18 protein-coding genes are annotated in these 20,797 nt (G+C 38.3%); 13 read left to right on the forward strand and 5 right to left on the reverse strand.

Features of this window, described 5'->3' with window-relative positions:
• Nucleotides 1-2: 2 nt before the first annotated feature.
• Complete coding sequence (locus AC00Y6_RS02365; protein ID WP_474489010.1) at nt 3-1,826, reverse strand: DUF885 domain-containing protein; 1,824 nt, start codon at nt 1,824-1,826, stop codon at nt 3-5.
• 167 nt (nt 1,827-1,993) lie between these two features.
• On the opposite strand from AC00Y6_RS02365, the gene AC00Y6_RS02370 reads away from it, so the two are divergent.
• The 7 genes from AC00Y6_RS02370 (at nt 1,994) to AC00Y6_RS02400 (ending at nt 8,126) form a co-directional block, all read left to right on the forward strand.
• Nucleotides 1,994-2,449 (forward strand): hypothetical protein, encoded by a 456-nt coding sequence (locus tag AC00Y6_RS02370; RefSeq protein ID WP_474489011.1) that lies wholly within the window; start codon nt 1,994-1,996, stop codon nt 2,447-2,449.
• A gap of 74 nt (nt 2,450-2,523) precedes the next feature.
• The gene (locus AC00Y6_RS02375) at nt 2,524-3,453 is read left to right on the forward strand and encodes a ferric siderophore ABC transporter substrate-binding protein (protein WP_474489012.1); all 930 of its coding nucleotides are present in this window, start codon (nt 2,524-2,526) and stop codon (nt 3,451-3,453) included.
• Between the two features lie 99 nt (nt 3,454-3,552).
• Nucleotides 3,553-4,194 carry a MotA/TolQ/ExbB proton channel family protein gene (locus AC00Y6_RS02380; protein ID WP_474489013.1) on the forward strand — a complete coding sequence of 214 codons (642 nt, stop codon included), beginning with the start codon at nt 3,553-3,555 and terminating at the stop codon, nt 4,192-4,194.
• Between the two features lies 1 nt (nt 4,195).
• Nucleotides 4,196-4,747: a hypothetical protein gene (locus AC00Y6_RS02385; protein WP_474489014.1), complete on the forward strand. Its 552-nt coding sequence runs from the start codon at nt 4,196-4,198 to the stop codon at nt 4,745-4,747.
• Between the two features lie 48 nt (nt 4,748-4,795).
• Entirely contained in the window at nt 4,796-5,446 is a 651-nt protein-coding gene (locus AC00Y6_RS02390) for a hypothetical protein (protein WP_474489015.1), read from the forward strand.
• 135 nt (nt 5,447-5,581) lie between these two features.
• A complete protein-coding gene (locus AC00Y6_RS02395) occupies nt 5,582-7,888 on the forward strand; it encodes a TonB-dependent receptor domain-containing protein (protein ID WP_474489016.1) in 2,307 nt (768 codons plus the stop codon).
• Between the two features lie 58 nt (nt 7,889-7,946).
• Nucleotides 7,947-8,126 (forward strand): putative signal transducing protein, encoded by a 180-nt coding sequence (locus tag AC00Y6_RS02400; RefSeq protein WP_474489017.1) that lies wholly within the window; start codon nt 7,947-7,949, stop codon nt 8,124-8,126.
• Nucleotides 8,127-8,177: 51 nt separating this feature from the next.
• Here AC00Y6_RS02400 and AC00Y6_RS02405 read toward each other — a convergent pair whose 3' ends face one another.
• The 3 genes from AC00Y6_RS02405 to AC00Y6_RS02415 all read right to left on the reverse strand — a co-directional run bounded on the left by AC00Y6_RS02405 (nt 8,178) and on the right by AC00Y6_RS02415 (nt 12,374).
• The gene (locus tag AC00Y6_RS02405; protein ID WP_474489145.1) at nt 8,178-10,493 is read right to left on the reverse strand and encodes a TonB-dependent receptor domain-containing protein; all 2,316 of its coding nucleotides are present in this window, start codon (nt 10,491-10,493) and stop codon (nt 8,178-8,180) included.
• Nucleotides 10,494-10,536: 43 nt separating this feature from the next.
• The gene (locus AC00Y6_RS02410; protein WP_474489018.1) at nt 10,537-10,929 is read right to left on the reverse strand and encodes a heavy-metal-associated domain-containing protein; all 393 of its coding nucleotides are present in this window, start codon (nt 10,927-10,929) and stop codon (nt 10,537-10,539) included.
• Nucleotides 10,930-11,498: 569 nt separating this feature from the next.
• Entirely contained in the window at nt 11,499-12,374 is an 876-nt protein-coding gene (locus tag AC00Y6_RS02415) for a DUF4349 domain-containing protein (protein WP_474489019.1), read from the reverse strand.
• A 216-nt stretch (nt 12,375-12,590) separates the two neighbouring features.
• Between AC00Y6_RS02415 and AC00Y6_RS02420 the strand changes: the two genes are divergently transcribed.
• The 6 genes from AC00Y6_RS02420 to AC00Y6_RS02445 all read left to right on the forward strand — a co-directional run bounded on the left by AC00Y6_RS02420 (nt 12,591) and on the right by AC00Y6_RS02445 (nt 19,145).
• Nucleotides 12,591-13,949, forward strand: a complete 1,359-nt coding sequence (locus AC00Y6_RS02420) for an acyl-CoA dehydrogenase family protein (protein WP_474489020.1) — start codon at nt 12,591-12,593, stop codon at nt 13,947-13,949.
• A 148-nt stretch (nt 13,950-14,097) separates the two neighbouring features.
• The gene (msrB, locus tag AC00Y6_RS02425; RefSeq protein WP_474489021.1) at nt 14,098-14,541 is read left to right on the forward strand and encodes a peptide-methionine (R)-S-oxide reductase MsrB; all 444 of its coding nucleotides are present in this window, start codon (nt 14,098-14,100) and stop codon (nt 14,539-14,541) included.
• A gap of 68 nt (nt 14,542-14,609) precedes the next feature.
• The gene (locus AC00Y6_RS02430; RefSeq protein WP_474489022.1) at nt 14,610-15,362 is read left to right on the forward strand and encodes an SDR family NAD(P)-dependent oxidoreductase; all 753 of its coding nucleotides are present in this window, start codon (nt 14,610-14,612) and stop codon (nt 15,360-15,362) included.
• The gene (locus AC00Y6_RS02435; protein ID WP_474489023.1) at nt 15,362-15,793 is read left to right on the forward strand and encodes a nuclear transport factor 2 family protein; all 432 of its coding nucleotides are present in this window, start codon (nt 15,362-15,364) and stop codon (nt 15,791-15,793) included. Before AC00Y6_RS02430 ends, AC00Y6_RS02435 begins: the two co-directional genes overlap by 1 nt.
• 27 nt (nt 15,794-15,820) lie before the next feature.
• Nucleotides 15,821-16,507, forward strand: coding sequence for a tRNA (adenosine(37)-N6)-threonylcarbamoyltransferase complex dimerization subunit type 1 TsaB (gene tsaB / locus AC00Y6_RS02440; protein ID WP_474489024.1), 687 nt, complete (start codon nt 15,821-15,823; stop codon nt 16,505-16,507).
• 196 nt (nt 16,508-16,703) lie between these two features.
• A complete protein-coding gene (locus AC00Y6_RS02445) occupies nt 16,704-19,145 on the forward strand; it encodes a TonB-dependent receptor plug domain-containing protein (protein ID WP_474489025.1) in 2,442 nt (813 codons plus the stop codon).
• Between the two features lie 244 nt (nt 19,146-19,389).
• On the opposite strand, the gene AC00Y6_RS02450 is transcribed toward AC00Y6_RS02445, so the two are convergent.
• Nucleotides 19,390-20,766 carry a tryptophanase gene (locus tag AC00Y6_RS02450; protein ID WP_474489026.1) on the reverse strand — a complete coding sequence of 459 codons (1,377 nt, stop codon included), beginning with the start codon at nt 20,764-20,766 and terminating at the stop codon, nt 19,390-19,392.
• Between the last annotated feature and the right edge of the window lie 31 nt (nt 20,767-20,797).

Raw genomic sequence — 20,797 nt, forward strand, 5'->3', positions numbered from 1 at the left:
AGTTAATTTTTTTTAGCCGGTTTTACTATATGTTTAGCCCAGAGATCCATTTTCCTTTCCAGGATTTCCAAAGGAAGGCATCCTTGGCTGAGGACTTCATCATGAAATGCGGCAAGGTTAAACCTCCTTCCCAGCTGTTTCTGGAATTTGTTTCTCAGTTCGCGGATTTTCATCGCGCCGGTTTTGTAGCTGAGTGCCTGCCCCGGCATTGCCATATAACGCTCTACCTCAGCGGTAGCCCCGGCTTCGTCATAAGCCACATTACTTAGAAAGTATTCTATTGCCTGCTCGCGTGTCATTTGACCAGTGTGCAAACCGGTGTCTACAACTAGGCGTACTGCCCGTAACATCTCATCGCTCAAGGATCCCATTTTTTGGTAAGGATCGGTGTAAAGGCCAAATTCCGGACCCAGAGATTCGCAATAGAGCGCCCAGCCCTCGCCATAAGCGCCAATCCATCCAAACCTCATAAATTTTGGCAGTTTGGTATTCTCCTGCTGCAAAGAGATCTGATAATGATGACCTGGTATCGCCTCATGCAGAAACAAAGACTCCATGCCTGATGCTACATTGAATTTCCTAGGATCGGGAATTGGAATGTAGAAAATCCCTGGACGGCTGCCATCCGGACTACCTTGGATATACTCCGCACTGGCACTAGCTTCTCTATATTTCTCGGTCTGCCTAATCTCAAAAGGTGTTTTGGGTGTTACATTAAACATCGTCTCCAACTTGGGCGTAATCTTATCCAAAATCGACTGAAACCCAGCCAGCACTTCCGCAGAGTTCTTGTAAGGCATGGCCTTGGGATCTGTTTTTACAAAATTTAGGAATTCCTCCAGCGATCCTTTATAATGAAGCTGCGTTTTTACTTTTTCCATTTCGTTCCTCAGTCTTTCTACTTCTGCTAAGCCGGTTTTGTGGATTTCTTCCGGTGTTTTATCCGTTGTTGTCCAGCTTTTTACATAATAACTGTAGATATTGGCACCATTGGGAAGCGCGTTGTATCCATCAGTGGTTCTTGCTTTTGGCAGATATTCATTCTCCAGAAAATCAGCCATTTTAAGATAGGCAGGAATCAGCTTGTTCTTGATGGCATCCTGATAAAGCTTAGAATATTTGTTGGCGATGACTGGCGTAAAATCTTTCGGAAGGTTTTTAACCGGTCCGTAAAAAATATTTTTATCAAAATTGTCCGTTGTGATTTCCTCGGCTCTCAACTGCGGAATCATTTTCAGAACCAAAGACTTTGGCAAAACCACGTTGTTGACAATCCCTGCACGAAAATTGGATATCGCCGTATCCATCCAAACAGGGAATTGGTCTATCCTGCTCAGCCAATTTTGATAATCTTTCTCTGTTTTAAAAGGCTGAATGCCAGAACCGCTGCCCAACATGGGAAAATCTAGCGGCAAGCCCGAAAATTGGGTGAATGGTATATACTCGGGATGATAGGCGTAACGTTCTTGTTTGTCAATAATGGTATATTCCAGCACGTCATACACTACTTTTTTATCATCACTAAGACCGTTGTAATCTACCAATTTCAACTGGTTCTGTACAGAATTGTAAAATGCAATTTCCTTTTTTATAAAGGCTTGACTGATATTGTTGGGCAACTGGTCATTATATATGTTATCGCCTTGTGACGTGGCTTCCAGCGGATAAAACTTGAGATAACCTTCGTAGTAATTGGCTGCGATCGAGTCTAGATCCGGAGACTTGATAATATTGCCTGCAGTAAGCATTGGAGAATCTTCTTTTTTGCAAGAAAATATGAAAGAAAATATGATTAATGCGAGAAAAAATTTAAAAAAGGAATTCATTGTAAAAACAGAAAATTTGTACTGTAAATATAGGTATTATTTTATTTTATCCTCCCCGCAACAGAACAACTCATAAAAATAATAATCAAAAATTTTTCCCAATCATTCTATTTTTTATCTTTGTTATGCACTAATAAAACAATTATTTACAACTTATTATCCTTATAATGAAAGGAATATTAAAGATCTACCATCCAGAGGAGACACTCAAGTATTACATTAAGAGTACTTACTGCAAATCGGTTTACAGCAATACCCAGAATTTTTTAGAAGTAGAAATTTTAACCGATGATTCTTTGGATCATGTAGAAGATGACTCGCTACAGTACAATTTTCCACAGCTTTCTCTTAATGTGTTCGATTACCCAATTACCGTGTCAGAGCTGGCCGGGCAAAATTTTCATATAGAAGATACGGATGATGACACTTATACAGAAGTTGATCTTTTTGACGATGAAGAAGCTTTTCTTTTTGATAACAATCTTAATTTTGAAGATAAAGATGGAGAACTGCAGCTGTGCTGGACTGGCAACATCACAGATTTCTACACCGGCGCAGATGAACCCATCCCATTCAAATTGAAGTGTAATTTCCGTCAGGACGATATCGAGGTAGACGAGTAATCCTTTCCAAAAAATAATATTTATATTTACAAATCGTTATAATCCTATTGTAACGATAAAATGACTATTGATTGATGTATCAGGATCTGGATGATATTGTTTTCGAAGACCGTCACAAGGCTTACGGCGCTTATGCGTTTCGCAAGCATTATGACTTTACCCTCACCAAAGCTGTGGTGGCGGGTATTCTTTTATTCTCTATACTATTTTTCATCCCAGGATTATTAATCAAAACCCATAAAAAAACAGCACTGAACAGCGAGAAGATTATCCCTGTAGACCTTACCGAAATGCGCATCAATTATGGTGACAACCGTAATGGTAAAGGCGCAGAAGAGCCAAAAGCCGAAGAAGGCAGTCCGGCTCCACTCATTGAGAAAAAACAGGAAAAAGAAGTAGTGGCAGAGGTGGCGAAAACCTCTAAAGACCTTACGGACAAAAACATCCCGGATAATGTTGTCCCAACGCCTACCAGGACAAAAAATCCGCCGATTGCCAGTAAAGAATCCAACGATAAAGCCAATGCACCGGCCATTGCCAATTCTTCCAAAAATGTGAAAGGAAATACCAATGCAAAAGGTGAGATCAAAAAAGAAAACGCATCTGGTGACGGGCGCGGAAACGCTGCCATCGGCAACCTGCTGAAGGGGCGCGGCACCAAATCTGGATCTCAGGGAAATGGTTCAGGGCCCGGAAATTATGGCGATCCACTGGGCGGCGACGGCGATGGGAACAGCCTTATTGGCATCGATCGAAAACTGACTGGCTTTATCCCCGGAACGATGGGGCGCGGTGGCGCACAACCAAGCCAAAACTGCTCTGCCAGCGGAAGTATCACTATCTCCTACACCGTAGATAGATCAGGTAAAGTTATCTCGGCAAGGCGGCAAAGTGGCAATTCGGATCCCTGTGTCATCAACACCGCAACAGGCTGGGTAAAACAATATGTAAAGGCAGAGCCTGCCAATGTATCTTCTAAAGGTACTTACAGAATCGTTTTCTAAAACTTGCAAATGCTACTTTTCTTAAAATATTGGCGGATCCATTCGGAAAAGTCATTAGTTAATGCTTAAATTTGAAAGGTTAAATACAAAATTAAAACTATGGCAAAACAGAGTATTTCTATCTGGGAATTTTTATTTAGCGGAGGCTTACTAAGCGTCTCCCTTATTATGATTCTGATCTTTGCTGGGATTGCAGCCATTGTTTTTTTCGCTCAAAAACTTTATTCTCTCAACCGGGAAAACCAAGTTGACCCTTATCTGCTAAAAAACGTGAATGATTTGCTGAATGACGGCAGGATCCAATCTGCTGTGGATTTTTGCAGAAGGGACAACTCACCGGAGTCCCGCAGTGTAGAAAAAGGTCTTTCCCGACTTGGGCGCCCCGTAAACGAAATTGCCAATGCTATGGAAACACAGGCTCAAATAGAACTGAATAACGCAGAAAAAAATGTGAGTTTCCTGGCTACTCTTTCTGGCGCGGCACCTATGCTAGGCCTGTTGGGAGGCATTTTGATTTTGGTTTCCACTTTTGGAGGTTTGTCCAAATCTACAACATTGGTTGCACAAAATGCTTTGGCTACAGACTTTTACAAAGCTTTGGCTCCAGCTGCCGTTGGTCTTATTGTGGGGTTTTTATCTTATATTTTCCACAATATCCTCGTTAGTAAAATTGATTATATGCTGATGAAAATCCAGTATCACACCAATGAATTTCTGGACATTATCAACAAACCTTCGTAACGTGGAAAAATTCAGAATTTATGAAAAATCAAAGAATTTTGTTTGGACCAGAGGTAGAATAATTTTATATGTATTGATTTTCACATTATTAATTTTTGGAATCGAAAATTTATCACTTAAAAACATTGAAGATAATTTAGTAAACAAAACTGTCGGAGCTTTAATGATTTTATCCTTTTTATCGGGAATAATAAACATTTTTTTTCGAGAAGAATTAAAAGGGAAATTAACAGGTATTATAATTTTTAGTGATGATAATATTCAAATCGAACAAAAAACATATCTGCTCAATGAAATCAGATTAATTAAAATTGAGGGATATGATTATTTGGACAGAATAATTCTTTATAATTTCCCGAACGGAATGTTTTCTATGGGAGTTGATAATACATTGACAATCATACTAAATTCCGGCGAAGTTATAAAAGTAAATTTTCAAAGAAATTATGATTATGAAATGAGGAAAATAAATAAACAATTAGCACACTATCTCAATGAAAAAAAATTGATTAAGGAAAATTATATTAATTTACTTAATGAAACTTTTTTCTAATAGACGTTATTCCTAAAATTATAACTCACTCAACTTTTTATAATAAAAATGGACTTCCGTAGAAAAACAAAAAAATTATCTGGCTTACCAATTGCGTTTTACGTGGTTGTGCTGTTATTTTTTGTCCTTCTTTTTTCTTTTAATTCCATTTATTACAAACCTGATGAAAAACCACAGGTTATTGCCGAAGCCATTCCCCAAACTATCGAGGAAACACCAGCTGAACCTGACAGCTTAGCCAAACCGGAAATCTATATTCCCGACGCTGAAGTGTTGCCACCCGTTGCATCTACTGATGATCGTATAAATGAAGACCTTAAGGAAAAAGAAAAGCCAGCAGAACCATCCAAAAAAGAAAAACTGGCTGATTCTAAAACCAAACAAAAGGAGGAAGAAAAAAAACCAACAGATCCTAAGTCCGATAAAGTTACCAAAATGGGCAAAGACCGCGCTTTGGTTGCTTACATCCCCGGGACGATGGGGAAAGCCGGGAAATTACCAAAACACAACTGTAAAACAAAGGGCCAGCTCGTTATGTTTTACACGGTTGACAAGGCCGGAAACGTCACCGGCACAGGTCGCAGCAGCGGTATCAAAGACGCTTGCAACATAACAGCTGCCGTGATCTGGATGAAACAATATGTAAAGGCAAAGAAATCGCAAAACCCATCGCAAGGTACTTATACGATTAATTTTTAAGTAAAATCTTGAGTTTATATATAAAACAATAACCTTTCAGAGGCCGACACCTTGAAAGGTTTTTTTACTTTGATGTAATAAAACAAGCCTGATAGTTGTTTTATATAAAAGTAACGTTTTAAAAACTTCTTTGCTATGAAAAAAGAAATTCTATTTTTTCTAATCCTAATCTCAGCCGCTTTTTCTGCTCAGCAGAATCTAAAAATTAATGGTAAAATCATTAATTCTGATAAAACTCCTATTGTAGTTTATCTTTTGGATAATGATAATCAATTACTTAAATCTACAATTGCTCAGGATTCGAAGTTTGAATTTGACCAATTGAAGTCGGGGAATTACCATCTTCAATTGTCATCAGACGAAACCATTCAGGATGAAAAACCATTTTATCTGGAAAAAAATATGGAGCTTACCATCGCTTTTGAAACGAAAAGCCAAAAAATTGAGGAAGTAAGGATTACTGCGAATAAAAAATTCAAGGTAGAAAATGGCAATATAACGTTGGATGTTGCCAACTCTGCATTGAATAAATTGCCGACATCTTCTGACTTATTATCAAAGTTACCTTTTGTAATGATGGACGCAAACGGCGAAGGATTATCGTTTGTCGGAAAAGGAACGCCTTTGCTTTATGTGGACAATCAGCGGGTAGATTTTGCTACGTTATCCGCCATTTCAGTCGATGATATCAAGTCGGTAGAAATCATCAGAAATCCGTCTGTGAAATATGAATCGGAAGGCAAAGCGGTCATCAAGGTCAATCTTAAAAAGAGCCGAAAAGATGGTTCGCAATTAAGTATTTCGGAAACGGCGACTTTCCAAAAACGCTTTAGTAATTATCTTTCAGCCAATTTTCAGCAAAAGAAAAATAAAACCGAATGGAAACTGAACGCTTCCTACAACCAAATCAATCATTGGGAAAGTAACGGTTTTGATTATCAAGTTCCGAGTAAAAATATTGCTTCAGATTACATCATCAAATCCATCACAAAACGTCCGCAAACTATTTTTGGAGCAAGTTTGTATCAGGAGCTGAATGACGACGGCGATTATATCACTTTGAGTTTTAATACGAATTTCAGACCTGACAAAGGCGATAACAATACCAAGACTTTTTATTCAGAAAACGGCAATTCTACTTTTGTTAAAACCCTGAATCAGCAGGATAGAAATCGGGCGACCATTAATTCTATCTTTAATTATAAAAAGAAAATAACGGATTGGGATACTGAGATTTTGACCGGATTTCAATTCAAAAGAGAGAGCGATAATGTGGATTATAGTTTTTATAATGATACCAATAATTCTGGTTACGAGTTCAATCAATTTCGTCATCAGTTATACTCGGGGAACGTTTATTCTGGAAGAATTGACATAGAGAAAAAATTGAGTGACAATTACAATCTGGAATTAGGTGGAAGCTACACGAAAGCCGAAACCAGTACGAATAATAAAACGACTTATCCAAACAATCAAAATCCAGAATTTTATCAATACCAATTCAAAGAGTCAAATGTTGCAGGATATACCAATCTCGCCATTAATGCTAACAAATGGAATATCAATGCAGGTTTGAGAGCGGAAACAACGAATGCGGAAGGTTTTGACGTGATTGAGAACACCACTAAAATCAAAAGAGATTATCTCGATTGGTTCCCGAATGCAGAAATCAGTTTTAAGCAAAATGATAATTATAACTATGCTTTGAATTTCAGAAAAAGCATCTCACGTCCCAATTACGGAAATCTGGCTTCAGGCGGTTTATATGGAAGTCCGTATATTGAGTATCAAGGCAATCCGGACTTGGCTCCAACGTACACTAACACCATTACTTTCACTACCAATCTGAAAAAAATCTCTCTCAATGCATCCGCTTACAACAGCAGAAATCCTTTGGGTTACACCTTGGTTTATGACGAGGCAAGAAATATTTCCAAATTTCAACCGGTTAATTTTGATAAAGAAATGGGCGTTTCTTTAGGCATTGATTCTCTTTTTCAAGGAAAGAAATGGACTTCTCAGAACAGTCTTTCTGTCAATTATGATAAAATCGAAGATTCTTTAGCCGTTCTAAAGAAATCTACACCTTATGTTTATTTTTCTACGAACAATACGGTGAATGTTTGGAAGTATTTGTCAATTCTGTTGGATGGTTCTTACATCACAAAACGAGTGGAAGGTTTGTATGAAAATAATGCAATGTGTCTGGTCAATCTTGGGATGACCTCTTCTATTTCCGATTTTGATTTTACGGTTCGTTACAACGATGTTTTCAATCAGATGAATTATATCCAGAAAATGTCATACAACCGAATCAATTCAACTGGCACTTTTTTTGGAAATACACCAACGATATCTTTTGCGGCAAAATATAACTTTGGTAAATTGAAAAAGTCCAATTACAAAGAAAATGCGGTCAACGAAACCTCGAACAGGTTATAATCAATGAACTATGGAACTCATTACACTCAAGATTTTCAATACAGAAATATAAGCGGAAATGCTGAAAGTTTTCCTGGAAACCAATGGAATTGAAACTTATGTTTTCGGGAATATTCTAGCGAATACTTATAATCTGTTCAATACAACAAGCGGTGGCGTTCAACTAAAAGTTGCAGAAAACGACTTCGAAAAAGCTAATAAATTGATGAACGAATTTTATAATAAGGACAATCAATAAAAACAAAACCTCGTCAGTTCGACGAGGTTTTTATAATTATTTTTTTAAGATTTAAAACTTAAAATCCAAACCAACGTAGAAATTCTGTTTCATAATCGGCGCATAAACCATTCCACCGTCAAAGTAATTCCCGAACGGATTGGCGGCATCCAGAATCGCCACTTTTTGCTGATAACCTGTTAAATTCTCGCCACCCAAATAAACCCTGATTTTATCGGAAAAATTTTTGGAAATCTGAGCATTCAAAGTCGCATAACTTGGCGAATAATCTGCTAATTGAAATTCTGCTGGATTGGATTTGGTGTTTGGAAGTCTCTGCTTTCCAACCAAATTTAAAGTTGTGTCAAAACTCCAAAATCTGCCTTTTTCAGTTTTATTTGTTGAATAAGCCAAGTTCGCAAACCCACGATGTTTCGCCATAAACGGTACCTTTTTCAATCCGCTCAAATAATCCAAAGCGACATCGTAATATTTGTAAGCCAATCGGAAATCTAGGTTTTTCACAGGCTGAAAATCCCATTGTGTCTGGAAACTATTAGCAAACGATTTTCCTTCAAGATTGTAAAACAAAATTTTCTGAGCAGACTCATCCAAATCGGTCACCACCTGATTTTGGAAATCTGTTCTGAAAAAATCTGCTAAAATGGTTGATTTTTTCCCAAACAATTTGAATTCCTGCTGCAAACTTACTCCGTAATTCCACGCAATTTCCGGTTTCAAACCATAGATTTCGCCACCATTATTGATGATTTGGATTTGACGGTTCGATGCAAAATAAGACTGGTTTTCTGCAAAGATATTCGCAGTTCGGAAACCTCTTCCAGCGGAAACTCTGAAAATGGTTTTCGGAGTCAAATCATATTTGAAATTCATTCTCGGCGTAAATTGCGTTCCTGCCAAATTGTGAAAATCAACACGAGCACCCGTTACCAAAGTGAATTTAGTTCCTGTCAAAGTATATTCTGCAAACAATCCCGGGACGGTTTCGGTCCTTTTGTAATTGTCCATAAGATAATCCTCATGGTATTTGTCATAAAGAAAACTCGCCCCAACTTTATACTTGTTGTTCGTATTTCCGATAATACTTTCAAAAATCAAATTAGAGTAATAAGACGTTTCTTTTCCAAAATAATTTCTAAATCCGAAAAAGCTATCTTGCTGATGATAAGTCAATTGATTCATCCAGCCGAGACTCTGGTAAGGTTTCCCTTTGAAAACATAACCTGTTTTATTCCAAACCTGAAATCTGGAAATATCAATCCCAACGCCATAGAGAGATTGGTCTTTTTGTGGAATTCTTTTGTTAAATCCAATTTGTCCCGCGGTTCTTTCGTCTTTCAGATAATTAATCCCGAAATGCGAAGCAAAACCAGAGTTCTCCAAATCATTGTAATTCAACAAATAAGCTACATTAAGTTGACTACCTTTTGGTCTGTCAAGAAAACCGTCATCGTTCATATCCGTATCGCCAAAAGTCCCGTTACCGTGGAGCAAAACACTTTGATTCCATTTATCCGAAATGGGCGAAGTACTCGTTACATTAGCTTCAACACGACCATTGTTGTCAGAAAACAAATTGATTTCCGTTTCTGTTTTTTTATCGTCATCGTGCGTTTTCAAAAGTTCGGTATTGATTTGTCCCGTGATGCTTTCATAACCATTAACAACCGTACTTCCGCCTTTTGTCAATTGGATGCCGCCAATCCATTTTCCGGGAATAAAATTCAGTCCATAAGGTGCAGCCAATCCACGGATTTCTGGCAATTGTTCTTTGGTGAGAAGCGTATATTTCTGATCCAGCCCAAGCATTTTCAGTTGTTTAGTTCCAGTCACCGCATTACTGAACGAAACATCCACAGTCGCATTGGTCTCAAAACTTTCGGAAAGATTGCAACAAGCGGCTTTCAGCAATTCTTTGGAACTGATGTTGAAAATCAAACCCGCTTCTTTTTTGCTGATAGCGGTTGCTTCTTTTTCTCTCGTCAGTTTAACACCTTCAATTTGCCTTGTATCAGAATCTGACTGATGTTCAAGTGTATCATTCGGTTTTTCAAAATCAGAACCTCTTGTGTATAAACAGCACGCCGGCAGGTTTTTGTACGCCTCTTCCGGTGCTTTATATTTCTCGTTATCGTGGCCAACTTCAGCGATTTGTTTCAGGATGTCATCACATTTCACTTTAGATTCGTCAAGCGTCATCGTCAAAGTCTGATTATTGGCAGTCCAATTGGCGGTCTGTGCGCCGGCTTTCAAGGCTGCTTTTTCAATTCTCGCTTTACATTGCCCGCAATTTCCTTTTACCAAAAACTGTTCTGTAACGGTTTGTGCCAACGAAAATACGGAACACAGGAGCAGCACAGAAAACATAAGTTTTCTACTTAAATAATTCATCGTCAAAAATTTAAATTAATTACTTAAGCTCGCAGACTTGTTTTGTATCGGCATTTTTCGCCAATTTTTTGTCGTTGTCCGGACGATCGTACTGGCAGCAGGCATCTAAATCATCGTACGTTTTGTCAGAAGCACGGAACATTTCGTTGTCGTGGCCAACTTCCGCAACACTTTTCAGAACTGATTTTTTGTCAGTTTTTGATGCGTCATAGCTCACGGTTAAGACTTTTGTGCCGTTATTCCAAACTGCCGATTTTACGTTTTTGTCAGCTTTAGCAGCCGATTCTATGCGTTCTTTACACATTCCACAGTTACCTTCTACTTTGGCTTTGAACGATTTGGTTTGAGCAGAAAAATTTGAGAATAGAAATATGGAAAGGAATAAAATTCCTGATTTTATTATTGTATTCATTTTGGTTAAATTATAGTTATTGAAAATTATGATTCACTTTTAAATATAAAAATGAATGAAAATAAGATTGAAAAATAACTCCCTTTTGGGGCTGGGGGATTTTAACCAAGCTTTGGCGGCTGCCAAATATTGAAAGTGCGCGCAAGAGGCGATTGAGAATTATAAGAAAATTGATTGTTGATTGTAAAAATCGGTGTTTTCAGTTTGTTCTCGAAGTTATTCAGAACAACAGAAAAAACAAATCCGGAACTGCAGGTTTTGCAAGTCGTGCAATTGTCTTTACAATCATTTTCTTTTTTGGAATCGTGATGACAGGCATCTGATTTTTTCTTATCCTTTTTGCAACAGTCAGAACTTTGAGTCTGTGCTTCGCAACAAGAATTCTTTGCCAATTCGACATTAAAGTTCTGATTTGGAAATACAAAAATCCCCAAACAAAAAATCATGAATATCAATTGCAATTTTCTGAGCATCACTTTGCAAAACTAAGAAATAAAAATGAAAGGTAATAAACCACAAAAGTCACAAAAGCTTTTTAACATTTTTTGTAACTTTTGTGGTTCAAAAAATTACTTCTCAATATTAGTTTTCAATAATGTTTTTCTTCTTCTCAAAAAGTAAAATACCAATCCGCCAATCAAAACAATCGGCCAGATAGAAATCAGAAAAACAAAAATCTGCTGAATCAAATAAAATCCTTCTACAAAAGCATTTTTCACATCATACAAGAAATTGTACTTGTACTCGTTATCAATATTTTTGGTGTTAATAATCGGGATTTTCGCCACGCTCGTTTTTGGTTCTTTGATGAAGATGTCAACAGTTGAGAACTTCAATTGGTCGGCAAGAATCTCATCAGAATATTTCTGAATATTAGCCTTGGACATATTGTTGTCATCCAGATTTACTTTGTCTTTTCCGGTTTTTAGCTGAGAAATATTGGATTGTGTTTTAGCTTGTCTTTCAGCTTCCAGCTTGGATAATTTGATGTTGGCGGTAACATCTTCTGCCGAAATAATTCTGGAATTGAGGAACACTTTTTTGTCATTAATAAAATCAAGAAACTCGCCTAATTTCTGAGTCGGAACTCGCACTTGCATCCTGTTATGATTCTGAAATTTCCGAATCAGCATCGCCGATGTATCAGATGTGTTGTAGGTCTCTTCGGACAAAGTTTGCGCTTCCATTCTGCTTTTGGTCACAAATCCGCCAAGCGACTGCAGCTGCTTCTCAATTGAGATGGTCGCATCATAAACATCCTTCACTTCCATATCTACTTCCGCCGTTTTTACAAATTGTTTGCCTTCTACGGTCTGAGTTGCCGCCATAGATACACTGTCAGCTGTTGCTGCCGTTTCATGGCCTGCACTGGACTCGTATTCTCCCTTTTTGCATCCAATTAGAATTAACGCTACAAAACTGATTGATAAGATTTTAGTTTTCATTTCAAATATTTTTTGAGGTTGATAGGTCAAAATTGGCTATTTGAATGTTTGTTGTTTTGTAAATCAATCCGAAATTATTTGTAAACCTGACAATACATTTCAACTTGTTGATTAATAGTAATTTGTAAAAATAATTTTCAGAACAACAGTCTATTATTGACATTTTGTACAAGTATTTTAGGAATATTCTTTGCTTTATATGCATTAAAAAAATCTATGAACAGTACTATTTCCAAAATCAAAGGGATTTTTAACCTCCTGAAACATATCGATATAGATCAAATCTCCAAAATCTCCCAAAAAGTTGACCTTCCAAAACTGATGAATCAGTTCTCAAAATTGGACGAAAATCAAATTAAAGGTTTAACGAAAATGCTCGATTCTTCCGGCAAGAAAAAGGAATTACCGCCCATCAACGGTGATTTTTATGAATTGCATTTGAAACTGACGGATGAACAAAGAGCCATCCAGTTACAGGTTCGGGAGTTTATGGAGAAAGAAGCCAAACCTTTGGTCAACAGATATTGGCTGACAGACGATTTCCCACACGAACTCATCCCAAAATTCAAAAAGCTCAATCTCTGCGGTGTGACTTACGAGGGTTATGGATGCCCGAATTTACCATTTCTGATGGAAGGTGTTATCGCAATGGAAATTGCCAGAGTAGATGCTTCATTGGCAACATTTTTCGGTGTTCAGTCCGGCTTGTCAATGGGTTCTATTTACATCTGCGGATCGGAAGAGCAGAAACAAAAATACCTTCCCGGGATGCAGCAATTTGATTTGATTGGCGCATTTGGATTAACCGAGCCGGAAGTCGGTTCCGGAGCAGCCGGCGGATTAACGACAACCTGCAAAAAAGTAGAAGGCGGCTGGGTTCTTAATGGCCAGAAAAAATGGATCGGGAACGCCACTTTTGCCGATGTGATTATTATTTGGGCAAGAGATCTCGATGATAATCAGGTAAAAGGTTTCATTGTTGAAAAAGATACACCGGGATTTGAAGTCGAAAAAATTAAAGGAAAAATGGCGCTCAGAATTGTCCAAAACGGACTCATCACAATGAAAGACTGTTTTGTTGCCGATTCCCAAAAAATGGAACATGCCAACAGTTTCAAAGACACGGCGAAAGTTCTGCAAATGACAAGAGCGGGCGTTGCGTGGATGGCGACTGGCTGCGCAAGAGGTGCTTATGAAAGTGCTTTGGATTACACCAGAAAACGTAAACAATTTGGAAAACCGATTGCTTCCTTCCAATTAGTCCAGGGACATTTGGTGGAAATGTTATCAAATTTAACAGCAATGCAAACTTTAGTTTTCAGATTGTCAGAAATGCAAGACGCGGGTATTTTAAAAGACGAGCACGCCTCATTGGCCAAAGTGTTTTGCAGCCTCAGAACCCGTGATGTTGTGGCACAGGCAAGGGAAGTAATGGGCGGAAACGGAATTCTTCTGGAACACGACGTTGCCCGCTTTGTTGCCGATGCAGAAGCCATCTATTCTTACGAAGGAACCAAAGAAATCAACTCTTTGATTGTCGGCCGTTCGATTACGGGAATGAGTGCTTTTGTTTAACTATGATAAGATAACGGAATCTAATATCAGATTTCGTAAATTTACATCAATGGAAAAATTCTTATTTTCAATATTAATATCGATGTTTTCTTTGCAAGCCTGCTCGCAAAAGAAAATTGACTTAACCCAATCTCAACAACCAACAAAAATGGAAGATAACACACACGCTAACAATCCTTACTACTCGCGAACCGACAAAACCAAACTGAATGTTTCTAATGCCGAATGGAAAAAAATCCTTCCGCAGGAAGTTTATGCGATAGCAAGGGAAGCCAATACAGAATATCCTTTCACTGGTAAATACAATGATTTTGACGAAGTTGGCGAATATTATTGTGCTGTTTGCGGTAATCATCTGTTCCGTTCAAGTTCCAAATTTGCGAGTACTTGTGGATGGCCAAGTTTCTTCGAAGCGGATAAAGACGGCGTTATTTACAAAAGGGATTCTTCCCACGGAATGGAACGTATAGAAGTGCTTTGTAAACGCTGCGAATCGCATTTGGGACACGTTTTTAATGATGGCCCGGCTCCTACCGGAACTCGTTTTTGTATGAACTCTGTTAGTTTGGATTTTCAGAGAGATCAGAAGTAAATCAATCCCGAATCATTCGGGATTTTTCTTTGATATAGCTTAAATTTGTAAGACTAAATCAACATAAATTGAAAACAATATTCATCACCGGAGCTACTTCCGGAATTGGGAAAGCTACTGCAATCCTGTTGGCACAACAAAAAAACAGACTGATCCTTTGTGGAAGAAACCAATCTGTGTTGGAAGAACTCAAAACAGAATTATCCAAAGAAACCGACGTTTTTACACTGAGTTTTGATGTCAGAAATTCGGAGGCCGTTTTTTCCGCCATTGATTCTCTTCCTGAACATTGGAAAAATATTGACGTCCTCATCAACAATGCTGGTAATGCGCACGGACTCGACCCTCTTTCTGACGGGAACATCAGCGATTGGGATGCTATGATAGATGGCAATGTCAAAGGTCTGCTATATGTTTCCCAACCGATTATCAAACTGATGAAAGAGAAAAAAGATGGGCAAATCATCAATATCAGTTCGGTAGCTGCGCGCCAAACTTATGCTAATGGCGTGGTATATTGCGCCACCAAAAAAGCCGTGGATGTCATCTCCGAAGGAATGCGACTGGAGTTAACTGAATTTGGAATCCGTGTTACAAACATCCAGCCCGGAGCTGTAGAAACAGATTTTTCCAAAGTGAGATTTAAAGGTGATGAAGAGAAAGCTGCCACTGTCTATGCAGGTTATGAACCGCTAATTGCAGAGGATATTGCAGATGCCATTGCTTATTGCATCAATGTTCCGGAACGTGTTTCGGTTTCTAATTTGACGATTTTCCCAAAAGCACAGGCCGAGCCTAGGACGATCTACAGAAAAATCTGATGGTTAAGTTTTTAACATCACTCCTTTTCTTCTGTTGTGTTCTTGGATTTTCTCAGTCTTTTTCCAAAAATGAAAAAGCATTATTGGGTCAGGTTTCAAAACTGGATTCTTTAATGGAAGATAATAATCTTAAGATTCTCGATCTGTTGTCTGATGATGTTTCTTTTGGGCATTCTAACGGTTGGGTTCAGAATTATGATGATTTCAAAAAAGATTTCGGATCGGGAAAGGTCAAGTACCAATCCGTTAAACAAACCGAACTGAAAGAATTGAAAGTGAAAAATAAATTCGCCAGTATCAGAAGAATTATCGCTGTAAAAGGACGCTACAATAATGATGACTTCGAAATGAAATTGTCTGTTCTCGAATTTTGGATTCGGGAAAAAGGAATCTGGAAATTGTGGAGCAGGCAAGGTGTTGGTTTAAAATAATTCTTGGTTAATCCTTACATTTGCAAAATGAAAATCCTCCACATAGAAACTTCGTCCAAAAACTGTTCTGTTGCCATTTCTGATGGTGAAAATTTACTTTGTCTTTGCGAAGAAGTTTCCGAGAATTATAAACAGTCCGAGAGTCTTCACAACTTTGTAGAATGGGCTTTGGAAGGTGCCGAGATTTCTCTGAAGGATCTGGATGCCGTTTCTCTTGGGAAAGGCCCCGGCTCTTATACCGGACTTAGGATTGGCGCGGCTTCTGCCAAAGGCTTCTGTTACGGACTGAAAATTCCTTTAATAGCAATCAACTCTCTTGATGCGATGGTTGAAGAAATTGTTAATCAAGGTTTTGAATTGATTATTCCTTTGATTGACGCTCGAAGGATGGAGGTTTATACGGCAATATTTGATGGCAAATCCGGCGACATGATCTCCGAAACCGAAGCTAAAATCTTGGATGAAAATTCTTTTTCGGAACTGACTGTTAAAAAAATTCTTTTCATTGGTGATGGTGCAAAGAAAGCTCAGGAAATTTTGAACCTTCCAAATGCAGAATTTAAATCGGATATTTATCCTTCAGCAAAAGGATTGATTAAAAAATCTGTGGAGAAATTCATTCAACAAGATTTTGACGATGTCGCTTACTTTGAACCTTTTTATCTTAAAGATTTTCAAGGTGTTAAAAAATCCGACCGTGTTAAAAAGAATTAGACCTTATCAAATGTAAGTTACAACACATTTATTTTCATGACTTCATTTAGATAATCTGGAATTAATCAAAAATCCCGAAAGCACCCCCTCAAAAAGAAACCCGAATTCAATAAAATTCATATTTTTTTGAAAATCTATATATTTTTCAACAACTTAATTGATAAAATTTATAAATTTGATTGAAATATGAAGAAAAATGAGAATTAAAAATATTAGCGCGCTCTTTTTTTTGGGAGCTGGCAGCTTGTTGATCGCACAGCAAAAAGATACATTAACAAAAGAAAATTCTATAGACCAAGTGGTCATCACAGGATCCAGAAATAAAAAAAGGACCGTTGTAGATACGCCTGTTCCTGTAGATGTGATTGATGTAAAACAGGCGAGCGCTGCAACTGGGCAGGTGGAAGTCAATCAATTACTGCAATTTACAGCACCTTCGTTTAACTCTAATAAACAATCTGGTTCTGATGGCGCTGATGCTGTAGATCCCGCAACGCTTCGGGGATTGGGACCTGATCAGACATTACTTTTGCTAAACGGTAAACGTTATCATCAATCATCATTGATCAATGTCTTTGGGACACGGGGAAGAGGCAATACAGGATCAGACCTTAACACAATCCCCACAGCAGCGATTAAACGTGTAGAAATCCTAAGAGATGGCGCGGCAGCACAATATGGATCTGATGCTATTGCAGGAGTAATCAACGTAGTTCTTAACGACCGCGACCACGGTTTTGAAGGCAATGCTTTTTACGGTGTGAATGTTTTTGGAAGTCCCGGTAAAAACAATGATGTTGTTTCTGATAAAAAATTAGATGGTAATACGCTGGATTTTAGTGGAAATTATGGAACCAAAATAGGAACCAAAGGAGGGTTTGGAAATTTTACCATGGCATTTATTAATAAAGATTATGCCATCCGTAATGCCAACCCCGATTTGTATACAGCACCCAGACAGCGCTTTGGAGATGCAAAATCCAATAATTTTTATTTTTTTGGAAATATTGAAGTTCCAATCTCGGACAATGTAAAGTTTTATTCTCAACCTGGCTATTCTTATCGAAACACCCACGCCTACGCTTGGACAAGATCTGCCGACGCCGATGGCAACATTCCGGACGTTTACCCGACCGGCTTTAACCCTATCGAAAATACGAAAATTAGTGATTATACATTTGATAATGGGCTAAAATTTAAAGTGGATGAATGGAATGTAGATTTCTATAATGCATTGGGCAGTAACCGGTTTATGTATCAGGTAGATAATACCATCAATGCTACTTTGGGAACCAGTTCGCCTTTAAGTTTCAATGCAGGAGGACATTCTCTATTGCAAAACACGACCGGTTTCAATGCAACCAAATCATTTGATGTGCTACAAGGTCTTAATGTAGCCTTCGGATCCGAGTTCCGTTATGAGAATTTTAAAATAGTAAAGGGCGAAGAAGCCTCCTTTGCTATGTATGACATTGCAGGGAATATAGTGACAGCCAGTACACCACTTATGCAACTGGTGACCAATCCACTTTCAGGTAATATAAGACCGGGAGGATCGCAAGGATTTCCAGGATATTCTTTGAGTGTAGATAAAAGCCGAAATAATATTGCAGGCTATGTGGACACAGAGCTGGATATCACCAAAAAATGGATGGTAAGCGCGGCAGGACGTTACGAAAACTACAGCGACTTCGGAGGAACACTTAATGGCAAATTCTCTACCAGATACGCCATAACGCCGGAGTTTGCATTCCGAGGATCGGTTTCTACAGGATTCCGGGCTCCTTCTTTAGTTCAGAAATATTATAGTTTACAATTTACGAATTTCCAAGGAGGACAATTGGTAACCATATTACTAGCGTCTAATGACAGTAATTTGGCGACGGCAGTTGGTATTCCTCAGCTAAAACAAGAAACTTCTAATAACGCAAGTGCGGGGTTCACTTTTAACTCAAAGAAATTTACGGCGACTGTTGATGGGTATTATATCAAAGTAAAAAACAGAATTGTTTTAACCGGGACATTCAGCAGAGATATCCTACTGAATGCAACAGGTGGTAATCTAGATCCTTCCATCAATCAAGCGCAGTTCTTTTCCAATGCCGCAGATACAGAATCGAAAGGTCTTGACCTGATATTGAGTTACAATGAAAGTGTTGGACCAGGCAAGCTTACAGCTACCCTAGCTGCCAACTATAACGAAATGAAAATCCTAAACGTTCATACATCAGAGAAGTTAGCCGGTTTAGAAAGTACCTATCTCAGCGCAAGAGAAAGAGCATTCATTCTTGCGTCTGCACCTAAGACTAAAATCAATCTAAGTCTTAACTACAAGGTTCAAAAATTCAATGCAAACTTACAATTGGTAAGGTTTGACAAAGTCACGTTGATTGGGTATAATGGTGATGATGACTATCAAATTTACAATCCAAAAACCACCACAGATTTATCTTTCGGATATGAGTTTAACAAGCATTTTACCTGGATATTGGGAGGAAAAAACATTTTCAACCGTTACCCAACCAAGCAGTTAAGTTCTGTTTCAGAAGGCAATACAGAGTCGGGCGGTATTTTTGATCCTGTACAAATGGGATTTGCAGGACGTCAAGTCTTTACTCGGGTAATGTTTAATTTTTAGTATAAAGGCCACCACACAGATCTCGATTTAAAAGGTTTGATTTCTTGTAACGAAGTCGATAAGTAAATGATCCAATTAATTGATAATATTTACCTTGCTTCAGAACACACTCTATTAAATGTTAAATTTCTAGAAGACATATTAACAACTGTAACAAACCTATCAAATTATTAGGTGCATTTATAAAAAAATTAATTACGACCAATACTTAGTTTGCAGAAACTGACAGGATCAAAATCCTTTTTTATGCTTTATCTAACTGCACTGTAAAATGCCTCAGTATTTCCGGCTCATGTTTGATTTTATAGCCTTTGGTAATATCATTTCGTCTTTCAAAAACATTGATTACAGCGGCCGCTACATAATCCATATGATTATTGGTATATGTTCGCCGCGGGATGGCAAGCCTTACCAGCTCCAGTTTGGGATAGCGGTTTTCTCTCGTTTCCGGATCCCGGTCTGCCAGCAAAGTTCCAATTTCTACCCCGCGGATTCCGGCTTCTTTGTAAAGCTCGATTGCCAAAGTTTGAGCGGGAAATTCTTCTCTTTTGATATTCGGTAAAAAGTTAAGCGCATCAATAAAAACCGCGTGTCCGCCAATTGGTTTTTGAACCGGTATTCCGGCAGCCATTAGTTGATTACCCAGGTACTCTACCTGCAAAATGCGGCTTTCGAGATAAGGGAATTCGGTAGCCTCGTCAAGCCCAGCGGCTAGAGCAGACATATCCCTGCCGGCCATACCGCCATAAGTGATAAAACCTTCATAAATGATTGTAAAGTTTGACGCTTTTTCAAAAATGGCTTTATCCTTCAGTGCTATAAAACCACCAATATTTACCAATCCGTCTTTTTTGGAGCTCATGGTCATCCCGTCTCCGTAAGAAAACATTTCCCGGCAGATTTCTTTGATTGTTTTATGTTGTTGCCCTTCTTCCCTTTTCTTGATGAAATAAGCATTTTCTGCAAACCGTGCCGAATCAAACAAAACTGGAATCCCATATTGATCAGACAACGCTTTGACGGCTTTGATATTTTCCAAAGACACAGGTTGCCCGCCGGAAGAGTTACAAGTAACTGTGATTAGACAAAATGGGATTTGTTCTTTTAGATGGGATCTATAAACAGCTTCCAGTTTCTCCAAATCAAGATTTCCTTTGAACGGATGAAGATTATTAATGTCGAAAGCTTCATCAATCGTACAGTCAACAGCGTGTGCTTTTCTGAATTCGATATGCCCTTTTGTAGTATCGAAATGTGAATTTCCCGGAACCAAATCCCCTTCTTTTACCATGACGGAAAACAGCACATTTTCTGCAGCACGACCCTGATGTGTTGGTAATAAATAAGGAAATCCAGTGATTTTTTCCACCGTTTGTTGCAACACCTCAAAAGATCTGGAACCAGCGTAACTCTCGTCACCAATCATCAGTGCGCCCCATTGTTTGTCGCTCATGGCTCCTGTTCCGCTGTCTGTCAGCAAATCGATGAAAACATGGGAACTTCTGAGACTAAATAGGTTATAATTGGCTTTTTTCAGCCATTCTTCGCGTTCTTCTTTGGTAGATTGGTATATTTCTTCAACCATTTTGATTCTAAATGGTTCTGCGTAAGGAAGTTTCATAGTAAATATAAATGATAATTAATAAATGATG

The organism is Epilithonimonas sp. (assembly GCF_056329745.1).